General features: G+C 64.3%; 20 protein-coding genes. 10 read left to right on the top strand and 10 right to left on the bottom strand.

Annotated elements, in window-relative coordinates; all coding sequences use genetic code 11:
* Window positions 1–471 precede the first annotated feature (471 nt).
* Window positions 472–2,346: a glycoside hydrolase family 15 protein gene (locus tag QCE83_RS04260; protein WP_309807810.1), complete on the top strand. Its 1,875-nt coding sequence runs from the start codon at window positions 472–474 to the stop codon at window positions 2,344–2,346.
* 381 nt (window positions 2,347–2,727) lie between these two features.
* Window positions 2,728–3,999 (top strand): polyhydroxyalkanoate depolymerase, encoded by a 1,272-nt coding sequence (locus QCE83_RS04255; RefSeq protein WP_309807809.1) that lies wholly within the window; start codon window positions 2,728–2,730, stop codon window positions 3,997–3,999.
* Between the two features lie 83 nt (window positions 4,000–4,082).
* Here the strand turns inward: QCE83_RS04255 and QCE83_RS04250 are convergent, their stop codons facing one another.
* Entirely contained in the window at window positions 4,083–4,715 is a 633-nt protein-coding gene (locus tag QCE83_RS04250) for a TetR family transcriptional regulator (RefSeq protein ID WP_309807808.1), read from the bottom strand.
* A gap of 65 nt (window positions 4,716–4,780) precedes the next feature.
* On the opposite strand from QCE83_RS04250, the gene QCE83_RS04245 reads away from it, so the two are divergent.
* The 4 genes from QCE83_RS04245 to QCE83_RS04230 all read left to right on the top strand — a co-directional run bounded on the left by QCE83_RS04245 (window position 4,781) and on the right by QCE83_RS04230 (window position 7,138).
* The gene (locus QCE83_RS04245; RefSeq protein WP_309807806.1) at window positions 4,781–4,948 is read left to right on the top strand and encodes a hypothetical protein; all 168 of its coding nucleotides are present in this window, start codon (window positions 4,781–4,783) and stop codon (window positions 4,946–4,948) included.
* A gap of 166 nt (window positions 4,949–5,114) precedes the next feature.
* Complete coding sequence (gene rsxB / locus QCE83_RS04240; protein WP_309807805.1) at window positions 5,115–5,969, top strand: electron transport complex subunit RsxB; 855 nt, start codon at window positions 5,115–5,117, stop codon at window positions 5,967–5,969.
* 16 nt (window positions 5,970–5,985) lie between these two features.
* The gene (gene nth, locus QCE83_RS04235; protein ID WP_309807804.1) at window positions 5,986–6,630 is read left to right on the top strand and encodes an endonuclease III; all 645 of its coding nucleotides are present in this window, start codon (window positions 5,986–5,988) and stop codon (window positions 6,628–6,630) included.
* A gap of 76 nt (window positions 6,631–6,706) precedes the next feature.
* On the top strand, window positions 6,707–7,138 hold the full coding sequence (locus QCE83_RS04230; protein ID WP_309807803.1) for a DUF1841 family protein: 432 nt from the start codon (window positions 6,707–6,709) through the stop codon (window positions 7,136–7,138).
* Window positions 7,139–7,213: 75 nt separating this feature from the next.
* Here the strand turns inward: QCE83_RS04230 and QCE83_RS04225 are convergent, their stop codons facing one another.
* Both QCE83_RS04225 and QCE83_RS04220 read right to left on the bottom strand, forming a co-directional pair.
* Entirely contained in the window at window positions 7,214–7,588 is a 375-nt protein-coding gene (locus QCE83_RS04225) for a c-type cytochrome (RefSeq protein ID WP_404984119.1), read from the bottom strand.
* A 42-nt stretch (window positions 7,589–7,630) separates the two neighbouring features.
* A complete protein-coding gene (locus QCE83_RS04220) occupies window positions 7,631–7,996 on the bottom strand; it encodes a c-type cytochrome (RefSeq protein WP_309807802.1) in 366 nt (121 codons plus the stop codon).
* 397 nt (window positions 7,997–8,393) lie between these two features.
* On the opposite strand from QCE83_RS04220, the gene QCE83_RS04215 reads away from it, so the two are divergent.
* The 3 genes from QCE83_RS04215 to QCE83_RS04205 are packed head-to-tail and all read left to right on the top strand — an operon-like array spanning window position 8,394 to window position 11,657.
* Complete coding sequence (locus tag QCE83_RS04215; RefSeq protein WP_309807801.1) at window positions 8,394–9,236, top strand: MoxR family ATPase; 843 nt, start codon at window positions 8,394–8,396, stop codon at window positions 9,234–9,236.
* Between the two features lie 18 nt (window positions 9,237–9,254).
* Entirely contained in the window at window positions 9,255–10,430 is a 1,176-nt protein-coding gene (locus tag QCE83_RS04210; protein WP_309807800.1) for a VWA domain-containing protein, read from the top strand.
* 30 nt (window positions 10,431–10,460) lie between these two features.
* Window positions 10,461–11,657, top strand: coding sequence for a benzoate/H(+) symporter BenE family transporter (locus QCE83_RS04205; protein ID WP_309807799.1), 1,197 nt, complete (start codon window positions 10,461–10,463; stop codon window positions 11,655–11,657).
* Here the strand turns inward: QCE83_RS04205 and QCE83_RS04200 are convergent.
* Complete coding sequence (locus tag QCE83_RS04200) at window positions 11,638–11,838, bottom strand: hypothetical protein (protein ID WP_309807798.1); 201 nt, start codon at window positions 11,836–11,838, stop codon at window positions 11,638–11,640. The genes QCE83_RS04205 and QCE83_RS04200 overlap by 20 nt on opposite strands.
* 87 nt (window positions 11,839–11,925) lie before the next feature.
* Here QCE83_RS04200 and tal point away from each other — a divergent pair, with 87 nt between their 5' ends.
* A complete protein-coding gene (gene tal / locus QCE83_RS04195) occupies window positions 11,926–12,879 on the top strand; it encodes a transaldolase (RefSeq protein ID WP_309807797.1) in 954 nt (317 codons plus the stop codon).
* A gap of 82 nt (window positions 12,880–12,961) precedes the next feature.
* On the opposite strand, the gene QCE83_RS04190 is transcribed toward tal, so the two are convergent.
* The 6 genes from QCE83_RS04190 to QCE83_RS04165 form a co-directional block, all read right to left on the bottom strand.
* A complete protein-coding gene (locus QCE83_RS04190; protein WP_309807795.1) occupies window positions 12,962–14,077 on the bottom strand; it encodes an FUSC family protein in 1,116 nt (371 codons plus the stop codon).
* 166 nt (window positions 14,078–14,243) lie between these two features.
* On the bottom strand, window positions 14,244–15,794 hold the full coding sequence (mctP, locus tag QCE83_RS04185) for a monocarboxylate uptake permease MctP (RefSeq protein WP_309811446.1): 1,551 nt from the start codon (window positions 15,792–15,794) through the stop codon (window positions 14,244–14,246).
* Window positions 15,794–16,042: a DUF3311 domain-containing protein gene (locus tag QCE83_RS04180; RefSeq protein WP_309807794.1), complete on the bottom strand. Its 249-nt coding sequence runs from the start codon at window positions 16,040–16,042 to the stop codon at window positions 15,794–15,796. Before QCE83_RS04180 ends, mctP begins: the two co-directional genes overlap by 1 nt.
* Before the next feature lie 284 nt (window positions 16,043–16,326).
* Window positions 16,327–17,250, bottom strand: coding sequence for a spermidine synthase (locus QCE83_RS04175; protein ID WP_309807793.1), 924 nt, complete (start codon window positions 17,248–17,250; stop codon window positions 16,327–16,329).
* Window positions 17,219–17,725 (bottom strand): DNA-deoxyinosine glycosylase, encoded by a 507-nt coding sequence (locus QCE83_RS04170; protein WP_309807792.1) that lies wholly within the window; start codon window positions 17,723–17,725, stop codon window positions 17,219–17,221. The genes QCE83_RS04175 and QCE83_RS04170 overlap by 32 nt, the downstream gene beginning before the upstream one ends.
* Complete coding sequence (locus QCE83_RS04165) at window positions 17,722–18,363, bottom strand: chorismate lyase (RefSeq protein ID WP_309807791.1); 642 nt, start codon at window positions 18,361–18,363, stop codon at window positions 17,722–17,724. Before QCE83_RS04165 ends, QCE83_RS04170 begins: the two co-directional genes overlap by 4 nt.
* Window positions 18,364–18,477 lie beyond the last annotated feature (114 nt).

Here is an 18,477-nt window from a genome sequence, read left to right as displayed (position 1 = left end):
TTCCTCGAAAACGCTACGTTAAAGGCGGTACTCGTTGCGCACGTGTGGCGACAATGAGCAGGACCAATTAAACAGGACGAATGCAACACAACGGAAAGACTCGTGAAAGCAGCTTATCGCGCTACGCCCGTGAATCGGCGCTGCATCCTTTCACGAAACCTCATTCTAAACATCAGCCGAAAGGCGGATCAATGGCTGGAACGGCGCTGGATCCGTCTTTTTCCGCCAGACCGGCGCGGCATGCAGTCGCATGCCTGAGCCGACACGACGTGCTTCCAGATGGCGCGTTTCCCTGCCCGTATCGAACGATTGCGGCAGAATGCGGCCAGAAGGCATGCACGCGGCGCGATCCAAAACCCTTGTCCGACGACGCCGCGCTTCGTCCAGGATGTGCAGCGTCCCGGATCCTTTGCTCAACCCACGGCGCGCGTGGACCCATTACGCACGCCGCAAGCAGGAAGATGTTCGCTTATGCCCGCTTTGATTGAAGACTACGCCATGGTCGGCGACGGCCACACGGCCGCCCTGATCTCCCGCAACGGTTCGGTCGACTGGCTCTGCTGGCCGCGCTTCGACTCCGCCGCCTGCTTCGCCGCGCTGCTCGGCACGCCCGAACATGGCCGCTGGCTGCTCGCCCCCGAGATGCCCGATGGCGAAACGCCCGTCATCACGCGGCGTTATCGTGGCGACACGCTGGTGCTCGAGACCGACTTCGAGACGCCCCAGGGCGCGGTGACGATCATCGACTTCATGCCCCTGCGCAATGGCCATTCGGAACTCGTGCGCATCGTCGTCGGACGGCGCGGCACGGTGCGCATGAAGATGGAACTGGTGCTGCGCTTCGACTATGGCTCGGCGGTGCCCTGGGTCAGCCGTCTTCCCGACGACAGCGGCATCCGCGCGATCGCCGGTCCCGATCTCGCCGTGTTGCGCACGCCGGTGGATCTCGTCGGCGAGAACATGCGCACGACCGCGTGCTTCGATATCAGCCCGGGCGAACGCGTGCCCTTCTCGCTGTGCTATTCGCAATCGCACCTGCGCGTGCCGCCCGCGCACGATCCCCACACCCAGCTCGCCCGCACCGAAAACCACTGGAGCGAATGGTCGAGCCACAGCGAACTCACCGGCCAGTGGGCGCCGGCCATCCGCCGCTCGCTCATCACGCTGAAGGCGCTGGCCTACGAGCCGACCGGCGGCATCGTCGCCGCGCCGACGACCTCGCTGCCGGAACAGCTGGGCGGCACGCGCAACTGGGACTATCGCTACTGCTGGCTGCGCGACGCGACCATCACCCTGCTTGCGATGATGCGCGGCGGCTACTACGACGAAGCCCGCGCCTGGCGCGCCTGGCTGGGCCGCGTGATGGCCGGCTCGCCGGCGCAGATCCAGATCATGTACGGCATCGCGGGCGAGCGCCGCCTGCCTGAGTGGGAAGTGCCCTGGCTGCCGGGCTACGAGGGCGCGGCGCCGGTGCGCATCGGCAACGGCGCGGTCAACCAGTTGCAGCTCGATGTCTACGGCGAAGTGATGAACGCGCTGCACCTCGCGCGCGTGGGCGGCCTGCAGAGCGACGAAACCGCCTGGTCGATCCAGTGCGCGATGCTCCAGCATCTCGACACCGTCTGGCAGGAACCCGACGAAGGCATCTGGGAAGTGCGCGGCGGCCGTCAGCACTTCACGTTTTCGAAGGTGATGGCGTGGGTAGCGTACGATCGCGCGATCAAGTCGGCGGAAACCTTCGAGCTGCCGGGCCCGATCGATCACTGGCGCGACATGCGCTCGCGCATCCGCGCCGAGGTGCTGAAGAAGAGCTGGAACCCGAAGCTCAACTCGTTCACGCAGGCTTACGGCAGCGAAGCGCTCGATGCCAACCTCCTGCTGATCCCGTTGCTGGGTTTCCTGCCGCCAAAAGATCCGCGAGTAATCGGCACCGTACATGCGATCGAGACCACTTTGACGCACGATGGTCTCGTCAAGCGCTATCACACGACCGAAGTCGAGGATGGCTTGCCGCCGGGGGAAGGCACATTTCTGGCTTGCAGCTTCTGGCTGGTAGACAACCTGGCGTTGCAGGGCCGGATCGACGAAGCGCACGCGATGTTCGAGCGGCTCGTGGGCCTGGCGAACGATGTCGGCCTGCTGGCAGAGGAATACGACACCGTGGCGCGCCGGATGGTGGGGAATTTCCCGCAAGCCTTCACGCACGTGGCGCTCGTGCACACCGGGATGAACCTGATGCGTCACGAAGAGGAGATGGCGAAGGCGACCGGCCAGCCCTCCGGCTCCGAAGGCCACGCGGAAGACGCGGCGCAGGCGGAGATCGACGCAGCCTCGGGGCAGTCCTAAATGCTTGTTTTTGCTGGCGAGAATAATGCTCGGACGGTAATATTGGTGCAACGCACAAAAAGTATCCTGTTTTAAGCAATATCTGAAGTGTTGTGTAAAAGCCGGCAGTTTCGACCGACCGATTGAATCGAACGCGCATTAGCCGGAAAATCTTGCACTCAAGATCGAAGAAGCTGCGGTCGTTAAGTTTCGTTAGTGTTCAAAGCGCATCGCTTCCTGTGAAGCGTCAGTGATCGCAGAAAGACAGTGCCTCGGTCGTGCGGCGTCAGCCCGCCGCGCAGCCGGGGATCATCCAGTACCGTTGAACGTCGTCGCCGGGCCGTCTTTCGGGTCGCAGGCATCAACGGGGTACCGGTTCCGACCGGAGTTACCGGGGCAACCATGCTCTATCAAATTCACGAATTCCAGCGAGCCGTGCTGTCTCCCCTCACAGCATGGGCTCAGGCCGCATCGAAGTCCTTCGTCAACCCGGCCAGCCCCCTCGCCTACGTGCCCGGCTCCACGCGCTTCGCCGCGGCTTACGAACTGCTCTATCGGCTGGGCAAGGATTACGAAAAGCCGGAGTTCGAACTGCATCAGATCGTCAAGGACGGTCACAACATTCCCATCGTCGAGCAGACGGTCATCGAAAAGCCCTTCTGCCGGCTGCTCCGTTTCAAGCGCTTCGCCGACGACAGCGCCACCGTCACCAAGCTGAAGAACGAACCCATCGTGCTGGTGTGCGCGCCGCTGTCCGGCCATCACTCGACGCTGCTGCGCGACACGGTGAAAACCCTTCTGCAGGATCACAAGGTCTACATCACCGACTGGCTCGACGCCCGCATGGTGCCGATCGAAAACGGTCCGTTCCATCTGGACGACTACGTCGAGTACATCCAGGAGTTCATCCGTCACATCGGCGCGAAGGACCTGCACGTGATCTCGGTGTGCCAGCCGACCGTGCCCGTGCTCGCCGCTATTTCGCTGATGGCGAGCCGCGGCGAAGACACGCCGCGCACGATGACGATGATGGGCGGCCCGATCGACGCGCGCCGCAGCCCCACGTCGGTCAACTCGCTGGCGAACGAGCATTCCTACGAATGGTTCGAGAACAACGTCATCTATACGGTGCCGGCGAACTATCCGGGCGTCGGCCGCAAGGTCTATCCGGGCTTCCTGCAGCACGCGGGCTTCGTCGCGATGAATCCGGAGCGCCATCTGACCGCGCATTGGGACTTCTATCAGAACCTGCTGCGCGGCGACGACGACGACGCCGAGCAACATCGCCGCTTCTACGATGAATACAACGCCGTGCTGGACATGGCCGCCGAGTATTACCTCGAGACCATCCGCATCGTGTTCCAGGAGTTCCGGCTCGCGGAAGGCACGTGGGAAGTGAATGGCGAGATGGTGCGTCCGCAGGACATCAAGCACACGGCGCTGTTCACCATTGAAGGCGAGCTGGACGATATCTCCGGCAGCGGCCAGACGCGCGCCGCGCATGACCTGTGCACCGGCCTGCCTGCGAAGAACAAGCGCCACTTCACGGCAGAGAAGGCCGGCCACTATGGCATCTTCTCGGGCCGCCGCTGGCGCACGATGGTGTATCCGCAACTGCGCGAGTTCATCCTCGAACACGACAAGCAGCCGAAGAGCGAAGCCGTGCCCGCCTGAAGTCCGCTTTCAGCGCAGCATCAACAAAAACGTCGCGCCTGCTTCCAGGCGCGACGTTTTGTTTTCTGCGACCCACACGGCCTTCAGCGCCGCGTCAGATAGGCCAATAACAGTTCGGTATTCATGCGCACGATCTGCTCGCGCTGATGGGCTTCGTTGAAGTCCAGTCCGAAAGTCGCTTCCAGCGTGAAGCGGTTCGACACGATGTAATAACCGAGACCCGAGAGCGTGACGTAGAACTTGAGCGGTTCGACGTCATTGCGGAACAACCCGGCTTTCTGGCCGCGTTCGAGAATGGCGGTCAGCGTCGTGACGATGGGCGAAATCAGCTCGCGGATCCGGTTCGATCCCTTGATGTAGCGCGCTTCATGCAGGTTCTCGTTGTTGATGAGACGCAGCAGTTCGGGATGATCGCGATAGTAATCCCAGACGAAATGCGCGAGCCGCGTCATGGCTTCGATGGGCGCGACGCCATCCAGTTCGAGCGTGCGCTCGGCTTCGACGAGCGCGGACAGCGCATGCTCCAGGACCGCCGTGAACAACTGCTCCTTGCTGCCGAAGTAGTAATAGAGCATGCGTTCATTGGTTTCGGCCCGGCGCGCGATCTGGTCGACGCGGGCGCCGAACAGGCCACCGGCTGCAAACTCCTCCGCGGCGGCAAGCAGGATACGACGCCGGGTGCCTTCAGGATCTCTTTTGATTTTCGGCTGATTCATGGTGGCATGATTCGGGAGCCGCGTTGCCGGATGAGCGTCACGCAACCCGGGACGGGAGACATGACGTGAACGGGCGCGCCAAGGTGATTGGGGAACACCGTCCTGCGGTCAATCGAAAGCGATTTGATTATGCGCATATCGAAGAACGTTGGCAATTGGGATTGAAAGCTAGCCGTCACGCCCCTGCCGACTTCGGCGATAATGACGGACAAAACCGGGCGCGCGCCCGCTGACGGGACGCGCGACCCACCCACATGCAACCGGCCTGGAATTGGCAGTGTGCGAGCTGCTTCGAACCCGCAGCGCTTTCGGCAATTTCGGCGCCTTCGAAGCATCCGGCCAACGCGGCACCCTCCGCATCCACGCTGCGCCATTCCCCGGCATCAAAGCACTTCCCCCGTGACCGCAACCGTTTCCAGGACGCTCGCCGAGCGCATCGAAGACCTGCTGCCGCAGACGCAATGCACCAAGTGCGGCTACCCGGCGTGCCGGCCTTATGCCGAAGCCATCGCCGCCGGCGAGGCCAACCATAACCAGTGCCCGCCGGGCGGCGCCGAAGGCATCGCGCGCATTGCGGCGCTGATTGGCAAGCCGGTGATCCCGCTCGACACGACGCATGGCATCGAACGGCCGCGGCCGGTGGCCGTCATCGACGAAAGCGTGTGCATCGGCTGCACGTTGTGCATGCAGGCGTGTCCGGTCGATGCCATCGTCGGCGCGGCGAAACAGATGCATACGGTCATCACGGAACTGTGCACGGGCTGCGATCTGTGCGTGCCGCCCTGCCCGGTCGATTGCATCGCGATGATTCCCGTCACTGGCACGCGCACCGGCTGGGACGCCTGGAGCCAGCCCGAAGCCGATGCCGCCCGCACGCGTCACGACCGCCGCACGGCGCGTCTCGAGCGCGAGCGCGCCGCCGCCGAAGCGAAGGCGAACGCGCGCCAGGCATCGCGCACCGCGCAGGCAGCGGAGGCCAGCGCGGCGGCCTCCACGCCGCAGACTGCGCCGCTCGCGCCGCCCGCCCCGGCAGACGATCCCGAAGCGAAGAAGCGCGCGATCATCCAGGCCGCGCTGGACCGCGCGCGCAAGAAGAAGGAAGAGATGGCGAAGCTCGGTGCGGGACCGAAGAATACGGAGCACGTGAGCCCCGCGGTGCAGGCGCAGATCGACGCCGCCGACGCGCGCCGTCGCCGTCTCGGCCTGAAAGAAGACAGCACGCCCGCGCAGCCGGATCCCGATAAACCCGCGTGAACACGGACCTCGACCCATGAACGCCAGGAAGCGCCACGCGATCTTCGAAACGCTGCAGAGCCTGAATCCGCACCCGGTCACCGAACTCGAATACACGACGCCCTTCGAGTTGCTGATCGCCGTGATGCTCTCCGCGCAGGCCACCGACGTCTCCGTCAACAAGGCGATGCGCAAGATGTTTCCGCTCGCGAACACGCCGGCGGCCGTGCTGGCGCTCGGCGAAGAAGGCGTGACGGAACATATCCGCACGATCGGGCTTTATCGCACCAAAGCGAAGAACGTGATCGCGACGTGCCGCATTCTCATCGATCAATACGGCGGCGAGGTGCCCGACAATCGCGAAGCGCTCGAAGCGCTGCCGGGCGTCGGCAGGAAGACGGCTAATGTCGTGCTGAACATCGCGTTCGGGCAACCGACCATCGCCGTCGACACCCATATCTTCCGCGTCGCCAATCGCACCGGTCTCGCCCCCGGCAAGGACGTGCGCGCAGTGGAAAGCGCGCTCGAGAAATTCACACCGAAGGAATTCCTCCACGACGCGCATCACTGGCTGATCCTGCACGGCCGCTACGTCTGCAAGGCGCGCGTGCCCGAGTGCTGGCATTGCGTGATCGAGCCGCTGTGCGAGTACCGTCCGAAGACGCCCGCGCCGGTGGAGTGAGCCGGGTTTGAGCGTCGAAAAGCACTGCGGGCGTACAATACCGGGCTACGAAAACCCGCAATCGAATCAGCACCTTATGTTCAATCCCAGCCGCGACGAAGTTCGCCAGTTCTTCACTGACGCCTGGCGCAAGGAGCGCGCCGGCGAGATCCTGACGCCGCTCGAAAGCATGGCTGCCGACTGGATCAGCGAGCATCCGGAATATCACGACGCACTGGCCCATCCCGAAGCGCGCGACGCCGATTATTCGCCCGATCGCGGCCAGACCAATCCGTTCCTGCATCTGTCGATGCACCTCGCCATCAGCGAACAGTTGTCCATCGACCAGCCGCCGGGCATCCGGCGCGCACACGACAAACTGGTCGCGCGCCTCGGTTCGCCGCACGACGCGCAGCACGCGATCATGGACTGTCTCGGCCAGGTCATTTGGGAAGCGCAGCGCTCGAACACGCCGCCCGATACTGACGCCTATCTCGCGCTGATCGAACGGCGCGCCTCGCGCGACTGAGCTCCGCAGCACGCCGCACCAAATGAAACACCCCGCATGCGCGGGGTGTCGATTGAACTGCCGGGGCTTCAGCCCTTACTTCTTCAGCACGAGATTGCCGTCGAGCGACTCGATGTACGCCGCGAGATCCTTCAGGTCGCTCGGCGAGAGGCTCTGCACCTGTGCCGACATGATGGCGTTGTTGCGGCCGAAGTTCGGATTGTTGCCGCCGATCTGATACTGGCGCAGTGCCCAGTAGATATACGTGGCATGCTGGCCCGCGAGCCGCGGATACTCTCCGCTCACCGGCTTGTTGAGACCGGGGCCGTGGCAGGCCGCGCAGTTGTGGCTGTCGGACAGCGCCTTGCCGTTGCTGATGTCGGCCGCGTGCGCCGTGCCGAACGCCGTCATGCCGATCAGCGCCGCCGCGCATGCTGCCTTGATGCTGCGAAGTGCCTTCGAGGGCTTCATGAATTCTCCTTCCCGTTGTCGCTTTGCGGTGTCACGCGCGGATTACTTGTCGGGATTGTTCTTTGATTGGGGAGTCTGCGCGGCGTAGTACGCGGCGATATCGGCGATATCCTGATCCGACAGCGTGGTCGCGATGGCGCGCATCGTGTCGAAATGACGGTCGCCCTTCTTGTAGGCATTCAGCGCATTGGCAATGTACTGCGCGTTCTGGCCGCCCAGCATCGGCACTTCGTAGACTTCAGGGTACGCGGTGCGATAGCCGGGGATGCCGTGGCAGCCGATGCACATCGCAACCTTGCCCTCTGCGGCCTTCGCGTTACCGACGACGTCGGCCGACGCCTGGGTCGCGAAGCCGGCGAGACCGGACAGCGCTGCAATCACGGCACATTTGCCGACAAAATTGTTCATAGCTCTTCTAACCTGGCTTGAGGGGAAATCCGGCGCTCACAAGGCCGCGGCCCGCGCCGAGCGCATACAACCTTCTCGGGACTGTTTGCTGCTGCAGGGTCTGGCGCCACGCAGGCCAAAAAAATCGCGCTAATTGTACCGCGCGACCTACCCTCCGTCCACACGCGCACCCTCTCGCAGCCTTGCTGGCAAGGGGAATCGCCTGAAAAGGACCGCGCTTCGCTGCGACAATTCGTCCCTGTACAAGCAACGAGCCCGCCTGCGCGCTCGCTCCGGACCCACCCCGGCGCAGCGCCGAACCTGCGCATGAAGCGGCTCACACGATACCCGGCGGCCCCCGATGCCGAAAGGGCTTCTGACTTATACTGGGATTTTTTTCTCCGACCGGATCTTCGTCATGCGTTTCGAGGGCTCATCGCAGTACGTCGCAACCGACGATCTCAAGCTCGCGGTGAACGCCGCGATGACGCTGCAGCGGCCCTTGCTGATCAAGGGCGAACCCGGCACCGGCAAGACCATGCTGGCCGAGGAAGTGGCCGGCGCGCTCGGCATGCCGCTCCTGCAATGGCACATCAAGTCCACGACGAAGGCCCAGCAAGGTCTGTACGAATACGACGCCGTCTCGCGCCTGCGCGACTCGCAGCTCGGCGACGAACGCGTGAAGGACATCCGCAACTACATCGTCAAGGGCGTGCTGTGGCAGGCCTTCGAATCCGACCAGCCGAGCGTATTGCTGATCGATGAAATCGACAAGGCCGACATCGAATTTCCGAACGATCTGCTGCGCGAACTCGACCGCATGGAGTTCTACGTCTACGAGACGCGCGAGCTGATCAAGGCAAAGCAGCGCCCGCTCGTCATCATCACGTCGAACAACGAGAAGGAGCTGCCCGACGCCTTCCTGCGCCGCTGCTTCTTCCACTACATCCGCTTCCCCGATGCCGAGACGATGAAGGCCATCGTCGAGGTGCATTTTCCGAACATCCGCCAGGACCTGCTCGCCGCGGCGATGCAGAGCTTCTTCGAGCTGCGCCAGGTTTCAGGGTTGAAGAAGAAGCCGTCCACGTCCGAACTGCTCGACTGGCTGCGTCTCCTGCTCGCCGAAGACATCGCGCCCGAGGCGCTGCGCTCGGCCGACGACAAGCAGATCGTGCCGCCGCTGCACGGCGCCTTGCTCAAGAACGAGCAGGATGTCGCGCTGTTCGAGCGGCTCCTGTTCATGAACCGCAATCATCGTTGAGCCGATGGTGAGCGCGCCATGCTGATCGACTTCTTCTATTCGCTGCGCGACGCGAAGCTGCCCGTCTCGGTGAAGGAATACCTGACGCTGCTCGAGGCGCTGAAGGCGCAGGTGATCGCGCCGTCGCTCGACGAGTTCTACTTCCTCGCGCGCATGACGCTCGTGAAGGACGAAAAGTACTTCGACAAGTTCGATCGCGCGTTCGGCGCCTACTTCCACGGGCTCGCGCAACTGTCCGACGAAGCCTTCGACATTCCGCTCGACTGGCTCAAGAAGCGTCTCGATCGCGAGTTCACCGCCGAGGAAAAGAAGCGCATCGAGGCGCTCGGCGGTCTCGACAAGCTGATGGAGCGTCTCAAGGCCCTGCTCGACGAACAGAAGGAACGTCACGAAGGCGGCAGCAAGTGGATCGGCACCGGCGGCACGTCGCCGTTCGGACATGGCGGCTACAACCCGGAAGGGATTCGCATTGGCGGGGAATCGTCGGGGAACCGCACGGCGGTGAAGGTGTGGGACCAGCGCGCTTATCAGGACTTTGACGACCAGGTCGAGATCGGCACGCGCAACATCAAGGTCGCGCTGCGGCGGCTGCGGCGCTTTGCACGCGAAGGCGCGGCCGAAGAACTGGATCTCCTCAACACCATCCGCAGCACCGCTGCCAACGCCGGCTGGCTCGACATCAAGATGGTGCCCGAGCGTCACAACAACGTGAAGGTGCTGATGCTGCTCGATGTCGGCGGCTCGATGGACGACCACATCAAGCGCGTCGAAGAGCTGTTCTCCGCGGCCAAGGCCGAGTTCAAGCATCTCGAGTTCTATTACTTCCACAACTGCGTGTACGACTACCTGTGGAAGCACAACCGGCGCCGTCATCAGGAACGCACGCCGACGCTCGACGTCATGCACAAGTTCACGCCGGACTACAAGCTGATCTTCGTCGGCGATGCCACCATGAGCCCGTATGAGGTGTTGCAGCCGGGCGGCTCGGTCGAATACAACAACGCCGAAGCGGGCGCCGTGTGGCTGCGCAGGCTCGCCGACCAGTTCCCGCATCACGCGTGGCTCAACCCCGAACCCGAGCGCCTGTGGGAATACCGCCAGTCGATCGGTGCGATCCGCCAGATCCTCGGCAATCGCATGTACGGCCTCACGATGTCCGGCCTCGAAAGCGCGATGCGCGCGCTGTCGAAATAAATCCATAAAAAGCACAGAAGCAGAACCACCATGAAAGCCCCGTCTGCGGCGCCCGTCGCGCTGCGCCCGTTGTTCGACTCGTCCCTCTCCACCATCGTCGCCGGCTTCGTCGCGATGATGACGGGCTATACCAGTTCGCTCGTGCTGATGTTCCAGGCCGGCCAGGCCGCGCATCTCAGCGATGCGCAGATCTCGTCGTGGATCTGGGCGCTGTCCATCGGCATGGCGGTGTGCACCATCGGACTGTCGCTGCGTTACCGCGCTCCGATCGTCATCGCCTGGTCCACGCCGGGCGCCGCGCTGCTCGTCTCCTCGCTGCCGAACGTCCCGTACGCGGAAGCGATCGGCGCGTTCGTCGTGTGCGCGGCGCTGCTGACCGCCGTCGGCCTCACCGGCTGGTTCGACACGCTGATGAAGCGCATTCCCGGCGGCATCGCGGCGGCGCTGCTGGCGGGCATCCTGTTCGAGATCGGCATCGAGATCTTTCACGCCGCGCAGGCGCAGACGCCGCTCGTGCTCGTCATGTTCTTCACCTATCTCGCCGGCAAGCGCCTCGCGCCGCGCTACGCGATTCCCGCGACGCTCGCCGCGGGCATCGCCATGGCGGGCGCGCTCGGGCTGCTCGATTTCTCGCGCTTTCACGTCGCGCTCGCGCATCCCGTCTTTACGATGCCCGCGTTCTCCGTGTCGGCTGCGATCAGCATCGGCATTCCGCTGTTCGTGGTCGCGATGGCCTCGCAGAACGTGCCCGGCATCGCCGTCCTGCGCGCCGACGGCTACACCACGCCGTCCGCCCCGCTCATCTCGGCCACCGGCTTCGCTTCGCTGCTGCTCGCGCCGTTCGGTTCGCACGGCGTGAATCTGGCCGCCATCACGGCCGCCATCTGCACCGGCCGCGAGGCCCACGAGGACCGCAACCGGCGCTATACGGCGGCGGTGTGGTGCGGCGTGTTCTATCTCGTCGCCGGCGTGTTCGGCGCGACCATCGCCGCGCTGTTCGCGTCGTTTCCGAAGGCGCTGGTCGTGTCGGTGGCCGCGCTGGCGCTGTTCGGCTCGATCATGAGCGGCCTTACGAATGCGATGCAGGATCCGCGGCAGCGCGAACCGGCGCTCGTCACCTTCATGACGACGGCGTCAGGACTCACGCTGCTGTCGATCGGACCGGCGTTCTGGGGGCTGATCGCGGGCCTGGCGACGCATCTGGTGCTCAATGCCCGGCGCGCGTGATTCGTCCGCCGATTGAGACGTGCCGCGCGACGGCACAAGAAATGCGCGATGAACGGTAAAGCCCGCGCCCGGTCGAACCGGACGCGCACGCGATCAGCGCGTTTTCCGCGCGCGGGACTAGAATGACGGAATGGTTTTCAGGGGCGCGCCGCGCGATCGTGATTTCAATGGCAACTGCCATCAAAATCGCCGCGCGGCGTCGCAATCATGGGCAATCCGCGGGTTTGTTACCGCACTTTGACAAGGCGCCACGCGTCTCAGACTCGACATGACATCCGCTCTCGACCAGCTCAAGCAGTACACGACCGTCGTCGCCGACACGGGCGATTTCCAGCAATTCATCGCGTTCAAGCCGGAAGACGCGACCACCAATCCGTCGCTGATCCTGAAGGCCGTCCAGAAGGACGACTACAAGCCGCTGCTCGAAAAGACCGTCAAGGAGCACGCGAAGAAGCCGATGCCGCAGATCATCGACAATCTGCTCGTCGCCTTCGGCACCGAAATTCTCAAGATCGTCCCGGGCCGCGTCTCGACCGAAGTCGATGCGCGCCTGTCGTTCGACACCAAGGCGTCCATCGACAAGGGCCGCGAGATTATCAAGCTGTATGAGAACGCCGGCATCGACCGCAAGCGCGTGCTCATCAAGCTGGCCTCGACGTGGGAAGGCATCCGCGCCGCCGAAGTGCTGCAGAAGGAAGGCATCCACTGCAACATGACGCTGCTGTTCTCGCTCGCGCAGGCCGTCGCCGCCGCGGACGCAGGCGCGCAACTGATCTCGCCGTTCGTCGGCCGCATCTACGACTGGTACAAGAAGTCGGCCGGCGCCGAATGGGACGAAGTCAAGAACGGCGGCGCGAACGATCCGGGCGTGCAGTCGGTGCGCCGCATCTACGCGTACTACAAGAAGTTCGGCTACAAGACCGAGGTGATGGGCGCGAGCTTCCGCACCGTGAGTCAGATCACGGAACTGGCGGGCTGCGACCTGCTGACCATCAGCCCCGACCTGCTCAAGAAACTCGCCGACAGCAACGACACCGTCGAGCGCAAGCTGTCTCCGGAAGCGAGCAAGAACGAGAACGTCGAGAAAATCGCGGTGGATGAGCCGACCTTCCGCTTCGCCGTCAACGACGACGCCATGGCCACCGAGAAGCTCGCGGAAGGCATCCGCGCCTTCGCTGCCGACGCCATCAAGCTCGAGAAGCTGATCACCGCGCTGCAGTAACGCCGGCCTCGCCTGAGATAAGAAGGACCGCAGCACCGATCCGGTGCGCGGTCCTTTTTCATTTCCGGAAGCGCCGAGAGCATCACGCGCCGAACGGCCGCGCGCCCTCGATGTTCCACTGCCGTTCCACTTCCGATAGTCGCAGCCGCAAGCGCTCCGCCTGTTCGACGAAGCGCATCGCGAGCCAGTGCATGCCTTCCGTGACGTGATCGCCGGGCGTCTCGGCGCACACCGCCGATTCCACGGCCGCGGTCTCCATCTCCAGCGCATGATGCAGCAGGCTCACGCGGCCGAAGCGCAGCGCGCGCGCCATCTGCAGCAACTGACGGCGCACCGCGACTTCGCCCGGCGAGCAGCCGAGCGCAAAACGATGTCCGCCTACGGAGGTCACTTCCGGCATCGACGTGACCAGCATTTCGAGCGCGGCGAGCATCGCGCGATGCAGCCGCTGGATTTCCTCGAGCCGCGCCATCGGCAGGTTCGTTTCCTTGGATACCGATTCCAGCAGGCCACGCGACTGCACGAGCCGCTGGCTCATGCGGAAGAAGCGCTTCGCCATGTCCTCCGGCAGCAGCGGCACGCCTTCGAGCAGTGCGCCGTAGATCTTCGCGCCTTCGCGCAGATTGTCGGCGAGCCGGTAGCGCCATGAATAGGTCGCGTATTGCGGCAGCACGAACGAGAAGCCGAGCGCGATCACCACGCCGATCATCACGTTCGCCGTGCGCCACAGGCCCGTCGTGAACGGCAGGTCGCCGTGGCCCGAGACGATGACCATGGTGATCGCCGTGAGCAGCGCGACGTAGCCCGCCTTGCCGATCGCATAGTAGGCGCAGCCGCCCGCGATCGCGCACATCAGCACGAAGAACAGCATCAGCGAGCCGGTCAGCGCCTGCGCCGCGATCAGCACGAGCCCGAACGCCGCGCCGAGCATCGTGCCGATCGCGCGTTCGGCGGCTTTCTTGCGAATGTTGCCGTAGTGCTGCAAGCCGCCGACGACCACCAGCACCGAGACCGTCGCCCACACGCCGTGCGGCACGTCGATGCCGGTGGTCACGGCAATCGACATCGCCACGGCCAGCGCGACCCGCACGCCGTGGATCAGGTTGGCGTGGCGATAGCGAAAGTACGGCGATGCAATCCAGCTGAACAGACGCGACAGACGGCCGTGTCTGACTGACGTCGATGTCGGAGAAAACATGGTTCGCTCGCGTCGATGAACATGATCGTTCGTCCGGCCGGCTCGCGCGTCGCACAAACAAAACGCCCGTAGCGGCCAGCGGCTGCTACGGGCGTTTTACCAGCTTTTCGTGAGCCGCGCCGGGTCAGCGCCCGGTGCGGCAAAAGCGGCATCAGCGACGGCTCGATCAGCTTTCCACGATGTCCAGATAATCTTCCGGACGCGTGCGGTCTTCCGAGCGCTTGAGGCCCAGGACGCGCACGAGCAGGCTGACGGCGATCGACACGATCAGGTTGGCGATCAGCGCCCACACGGCGGCGTAGCCCGGCACGACATAGCCGAACAGATGCAGCGGATAGATCGAGCCCTTCAGCTGCAGCGACACGGCCATCCAGGTACCGACGCCGATCCCCACCGCCCAGCCGATCAGCAGGCCGCGATGGTCGAGCACGCGCGTGTAGAGGCCGAGCACCAGTGCGGGCAGCGTCTGGATGATCCAGATGCCGCCGAGCAGTTGCAGCTGGATGGCATAGGTCAGCGGCAGCGCGAGAATGAACACCACCGCGCCCACCTTCACGATCAGCGACACCAGCTTGGCGACGTTGGTTTCCTGCTCCGGCGTCATCGACGTATTGACGAACTCGCGGTGCACGTTGCGCGTATACAGGTTGGCGGCCGCGATCGACATGATCGCCGCCGGCACCAGCGCGCCGATGCCGATTGCCGCAAACGCCACGCCCACGAACCACGACGGGAAGTAGTGCAGGAACAGCGCCGGCACGGCGAAGTTCGCGCCGTAGGCCTTGAAGTACGGCGCGTATTCCGGCATGTCCTTCACGCCCGAGGCGAGCGCCATGTAGCCGAGCAGCGCCAGCAGGCCGAGCACCAGCGAATACGCCGGCAACAGCGACATGTTGCGGCGGATCGTGTTGCCCGAATTCGACGACAGGATGGCCGTGACCGAGTGCGGGTACAGGAACAGCGCGAGCGCGGAACCCACCGCCAGCGTCGCATATGCGCTGTAGCCGTTGAGGCTCGCGGCGTCGGGCGCTTTCAGCAGGATCTTCTCGGGCGGCACGATGCCGAAGATGTGGCCGAAGCCGCCGAGCTGCGCCGGAATCACGATCATCGCGGCGATGATCGTGATGTAGATCAGCACGTCCTTCACCACGGCGATCATCGCCGGTGCGCGCAGACCTGAGGTGTAGGTGTACGCGGCGAGAATCGCGAAGGCGATGATGAGCGGCAGATCGCCGACGAGGCCCTGCGTGGAGAAGCCGAGCGCACCGATCACCACTTCGATGCCGACCAGTTGCAGCGCGATATACGGCATGGTCGCGACGATGCCGGTCAGCGCGACGGCCAGCGCCAGCATGCGGCTGTTGTAGCGGGCATGCACGAAGTCGGCGGCGGTCACATAGCCGTGACGCTTCGCGATGCTCCACAGCTTCGGGAACACGACGAACGCGAACGGATAGATGAGGATGGTGTACGGCAGCGCGAAGAAGCCGGTCGCGCCCGCGCCGAACACGAGCGCCGGAACCGCGACGAAGGTGTAGGCCGTGTAGAGGTCGCCGCCGAGCAGGAACCAGGTGACGATGGTGCCGAAGCGACGGCCGCCGAGACCCCATTCGTCGAGCTGGGCGAGATCGCCCTTGCGCCAGTGCGCGGCGATGAAGCCGAGAATCGTGACGCCGACGAAGAAGAGGACGAAGACGAAGGTTGCGGTGGAATTCATCATCGCGCGCCTCCGCTCTTGCGATTCGAGGGCAGCGCCTTGGTCTTCTTATAGACGACCGCGGTGATCACCGCGCTGATCAGCACCCACAACAACTGGTACCAGTAGAAATACGGGAAGCCCCACAACACGGGCTCGATCTTGTTATAAAACGGCACCCATACCACACCGATCCACGGAAGGATCAAAAGCCACAGCCAGTGCTTGTTGCGCGGTTGTCCAGTGCCGGTCGCAGCTTCTTGAGCCATGAACGGTCCTCTCCTCTTGTTTGATTTTGGTCTACGGTCCGGACGGATGACGTGCCGGTTGTCGTATCGGTTTGCACGCCACGTTACTGGCCTGGCGGCCGTTGAAAGCGCCCCGAAATAACAGGAGGAGTATATGGACCCTTAAAACCCGGTCAAGCAAGGGGAATCCCGACTATTCCCCTGATTTGAAAGAATTTTGTAATCACGCCGGGAGGCGTGACCAGCGCGGCATTGCGCCTGGGCGTCGCGCTTTTGTGTTGCGTTTTTGCGTTGGGCCAGCGTCGTCAGATCCGAAAGGATTCGCCTGGCTTGAGGCCCGCGCTTTCGACCAGACCTTTCACCCACTTGCGCGTGGGCAATCCCAGCTGATCCTCGATCAGCTTCGCACGCGCCTCGAGCGCACTGAGCGGCACGTCGAGCGCGGGCCCCGCGAAGGCCAGCGCGACGCGATTGCCGTCGTGCACTTCCGGCAGCGCGATCACGCGATGATCGAATGCCTCGTTCAGATGCCGCATGTTGCGCACGAAGCTCGGATGATCGCCGAACAGGTTCACCGTGACGACGCCCGCCGCCGGCGTCAGGCACGCGCGGCAGGCGCGATAGAACGACACGCTGTCGAGCACCGGACGCTGTGCCGCGGCGTCATACACGTCGATCTGCATGGCGCCGGTCGTGCCGTGATTCGCGCGATCGTTGACGAACTCCCAGGCGTCGCGCTCGGTGACGGTGAGGCGCGCATCGTCATAAGGCAGGTCGAACATCGCGCGGGCCGCGATCACGACCGCCGGATTCACTTCCACCGCCTCGACCTGTGCGCGCTTCAGGAAGCGGTAGCAGAACTTGGTCAGCGCCGCCGCGCCCAGCCCGAGCTGCACGATCCGCTCCGGCGTCTCGATGAACAGCAGCCAGGCCATCATCTGCTGCACGTATTCGAGTTCGATCTGATCGGGCTTGCGGAGACGCATCGCGCCCTGCACCCATTCCGTGCCGAAGTGCAGGTAGCGCACGCCGCCCTCTTCCGAGAACGTCACCGGCGCGAAGCGCGGCTTGCGCGGCGCCTCGATGCGCGGCGCGTGCGCGAGATCGTCGTCATCGTGCTCGCGCGCGGCGCGCTTCTGCTTTTGCTTCTGCTTGCCGGCGTGCTTGGAGTCCTGCTTGCGTCCGAACGCGCGGGCTTCAGCGGAGGCGCGTTTGATCAGTGTCGTCATGGGTGAGGAGGTCGCGCCAGAGACGCAGTTTTTGGTCGAACGAGAGCATAGCATTGGCCGCACTCGACGACGGCAGCACCCGCGTCGCGTAGCCCGCGGCGCCGATCACCGGCGCGAAGCGACCCGAGGTCTTGCCGTTGAAGCAGACGCGGCGCAGCGCCGGAAAGCGCGTGTGGAACACGGCGAAGTCATTCGGCGACGCATGGCGGATCGCGCTGTCGAGGCTGCCTTCGCGCTCGCAGGCCGCCAGCACGTCCCACAGGCCGATGCCATGCGCCAGAAGCCGCATGAGTCGGTCGTCGTAGGCGAGTTCGTGCAGCGGCTCGCCGATCGCTGCGCCCACCAGGCGCCAGAACTGATTGCGCGGATGCGCGTAGTACTGGGCCGCCGCCAGCGAAGCGACGCCCGGAAAGCTGCCGAGAATCAGCGTATGCGTGGCGTGATCGCCGATCGGCTCGAATCCGGCGAGCGTCATTTCGCTTCGCCGCGCACGACGCGCTTCGCATGCGAACTCAGATGCCCATACGCGCGCGCATGTTCGCGCCGATGCGGACCATGGAGCGTGGCGAGCCTGGTCCATAGCGCATCGAGCATGCACTCGGTGACCATCAGCGGCGCACCGTGCCGCTCGAACACCGAACGGCGCGCGACGAGCGTAGGTGAGACATCGTGCGATTGCTGCAAAGCCAGCCGGTAGAGCGGATGGCGCGCCGTCAGCCTGCGGCTCGCGAGCGCCGAACGCGACACGCTGCTGTCGCTGTACAGCAGTTCGGCGAGCGGACGCGTGCGCAGGCGGCGCATCGATTGCCATGTGCCAGTGCTGACCGCCAGCGGCACGATGCTGTGCGCCACGACGAAGGGCGTGCCGTCGACCTTCAACGCCACTTCGCGCAGCCACACCGGCGTACGCGGCGTGATGCCGAGCGCGCGGGCTTCGTCCCGCCAGGGAAGACTGACGGCTTCGCGTGTGACATCGACGGTCACGGCGCCCAGCGTGCGCAGATGCGCAGTCAGCGAGCCGCCGCGCGTCAGCCAGTCTTGTTGAGCATCGGAGAGAACGGCACAGGGGACGACGCGCCAGTGCGCGTCGGTGGGATCGGTCGGCATGGACATGGCGGCGATTATAAAGGCCGCCTGCCAACGCCCGCCATACACCCATGCCGACCGCAGCTTAGGACGAATCGTATGGTGCGCGGCATGTCAGAAGCGGAGACTGAAATGCCGGTC

Source organism: Caballeronia sp. LZ034LL (genome assembly GCF_031451215.1).
GTDB lineage: Bacteria > Pseudomonadota > Gammaproteobacteria > Burkholderiales > Burkholderiaceae > Caballeronia.
This window is presented reverse-complemented; position numbering and strand designations above follow the sequence as displayed.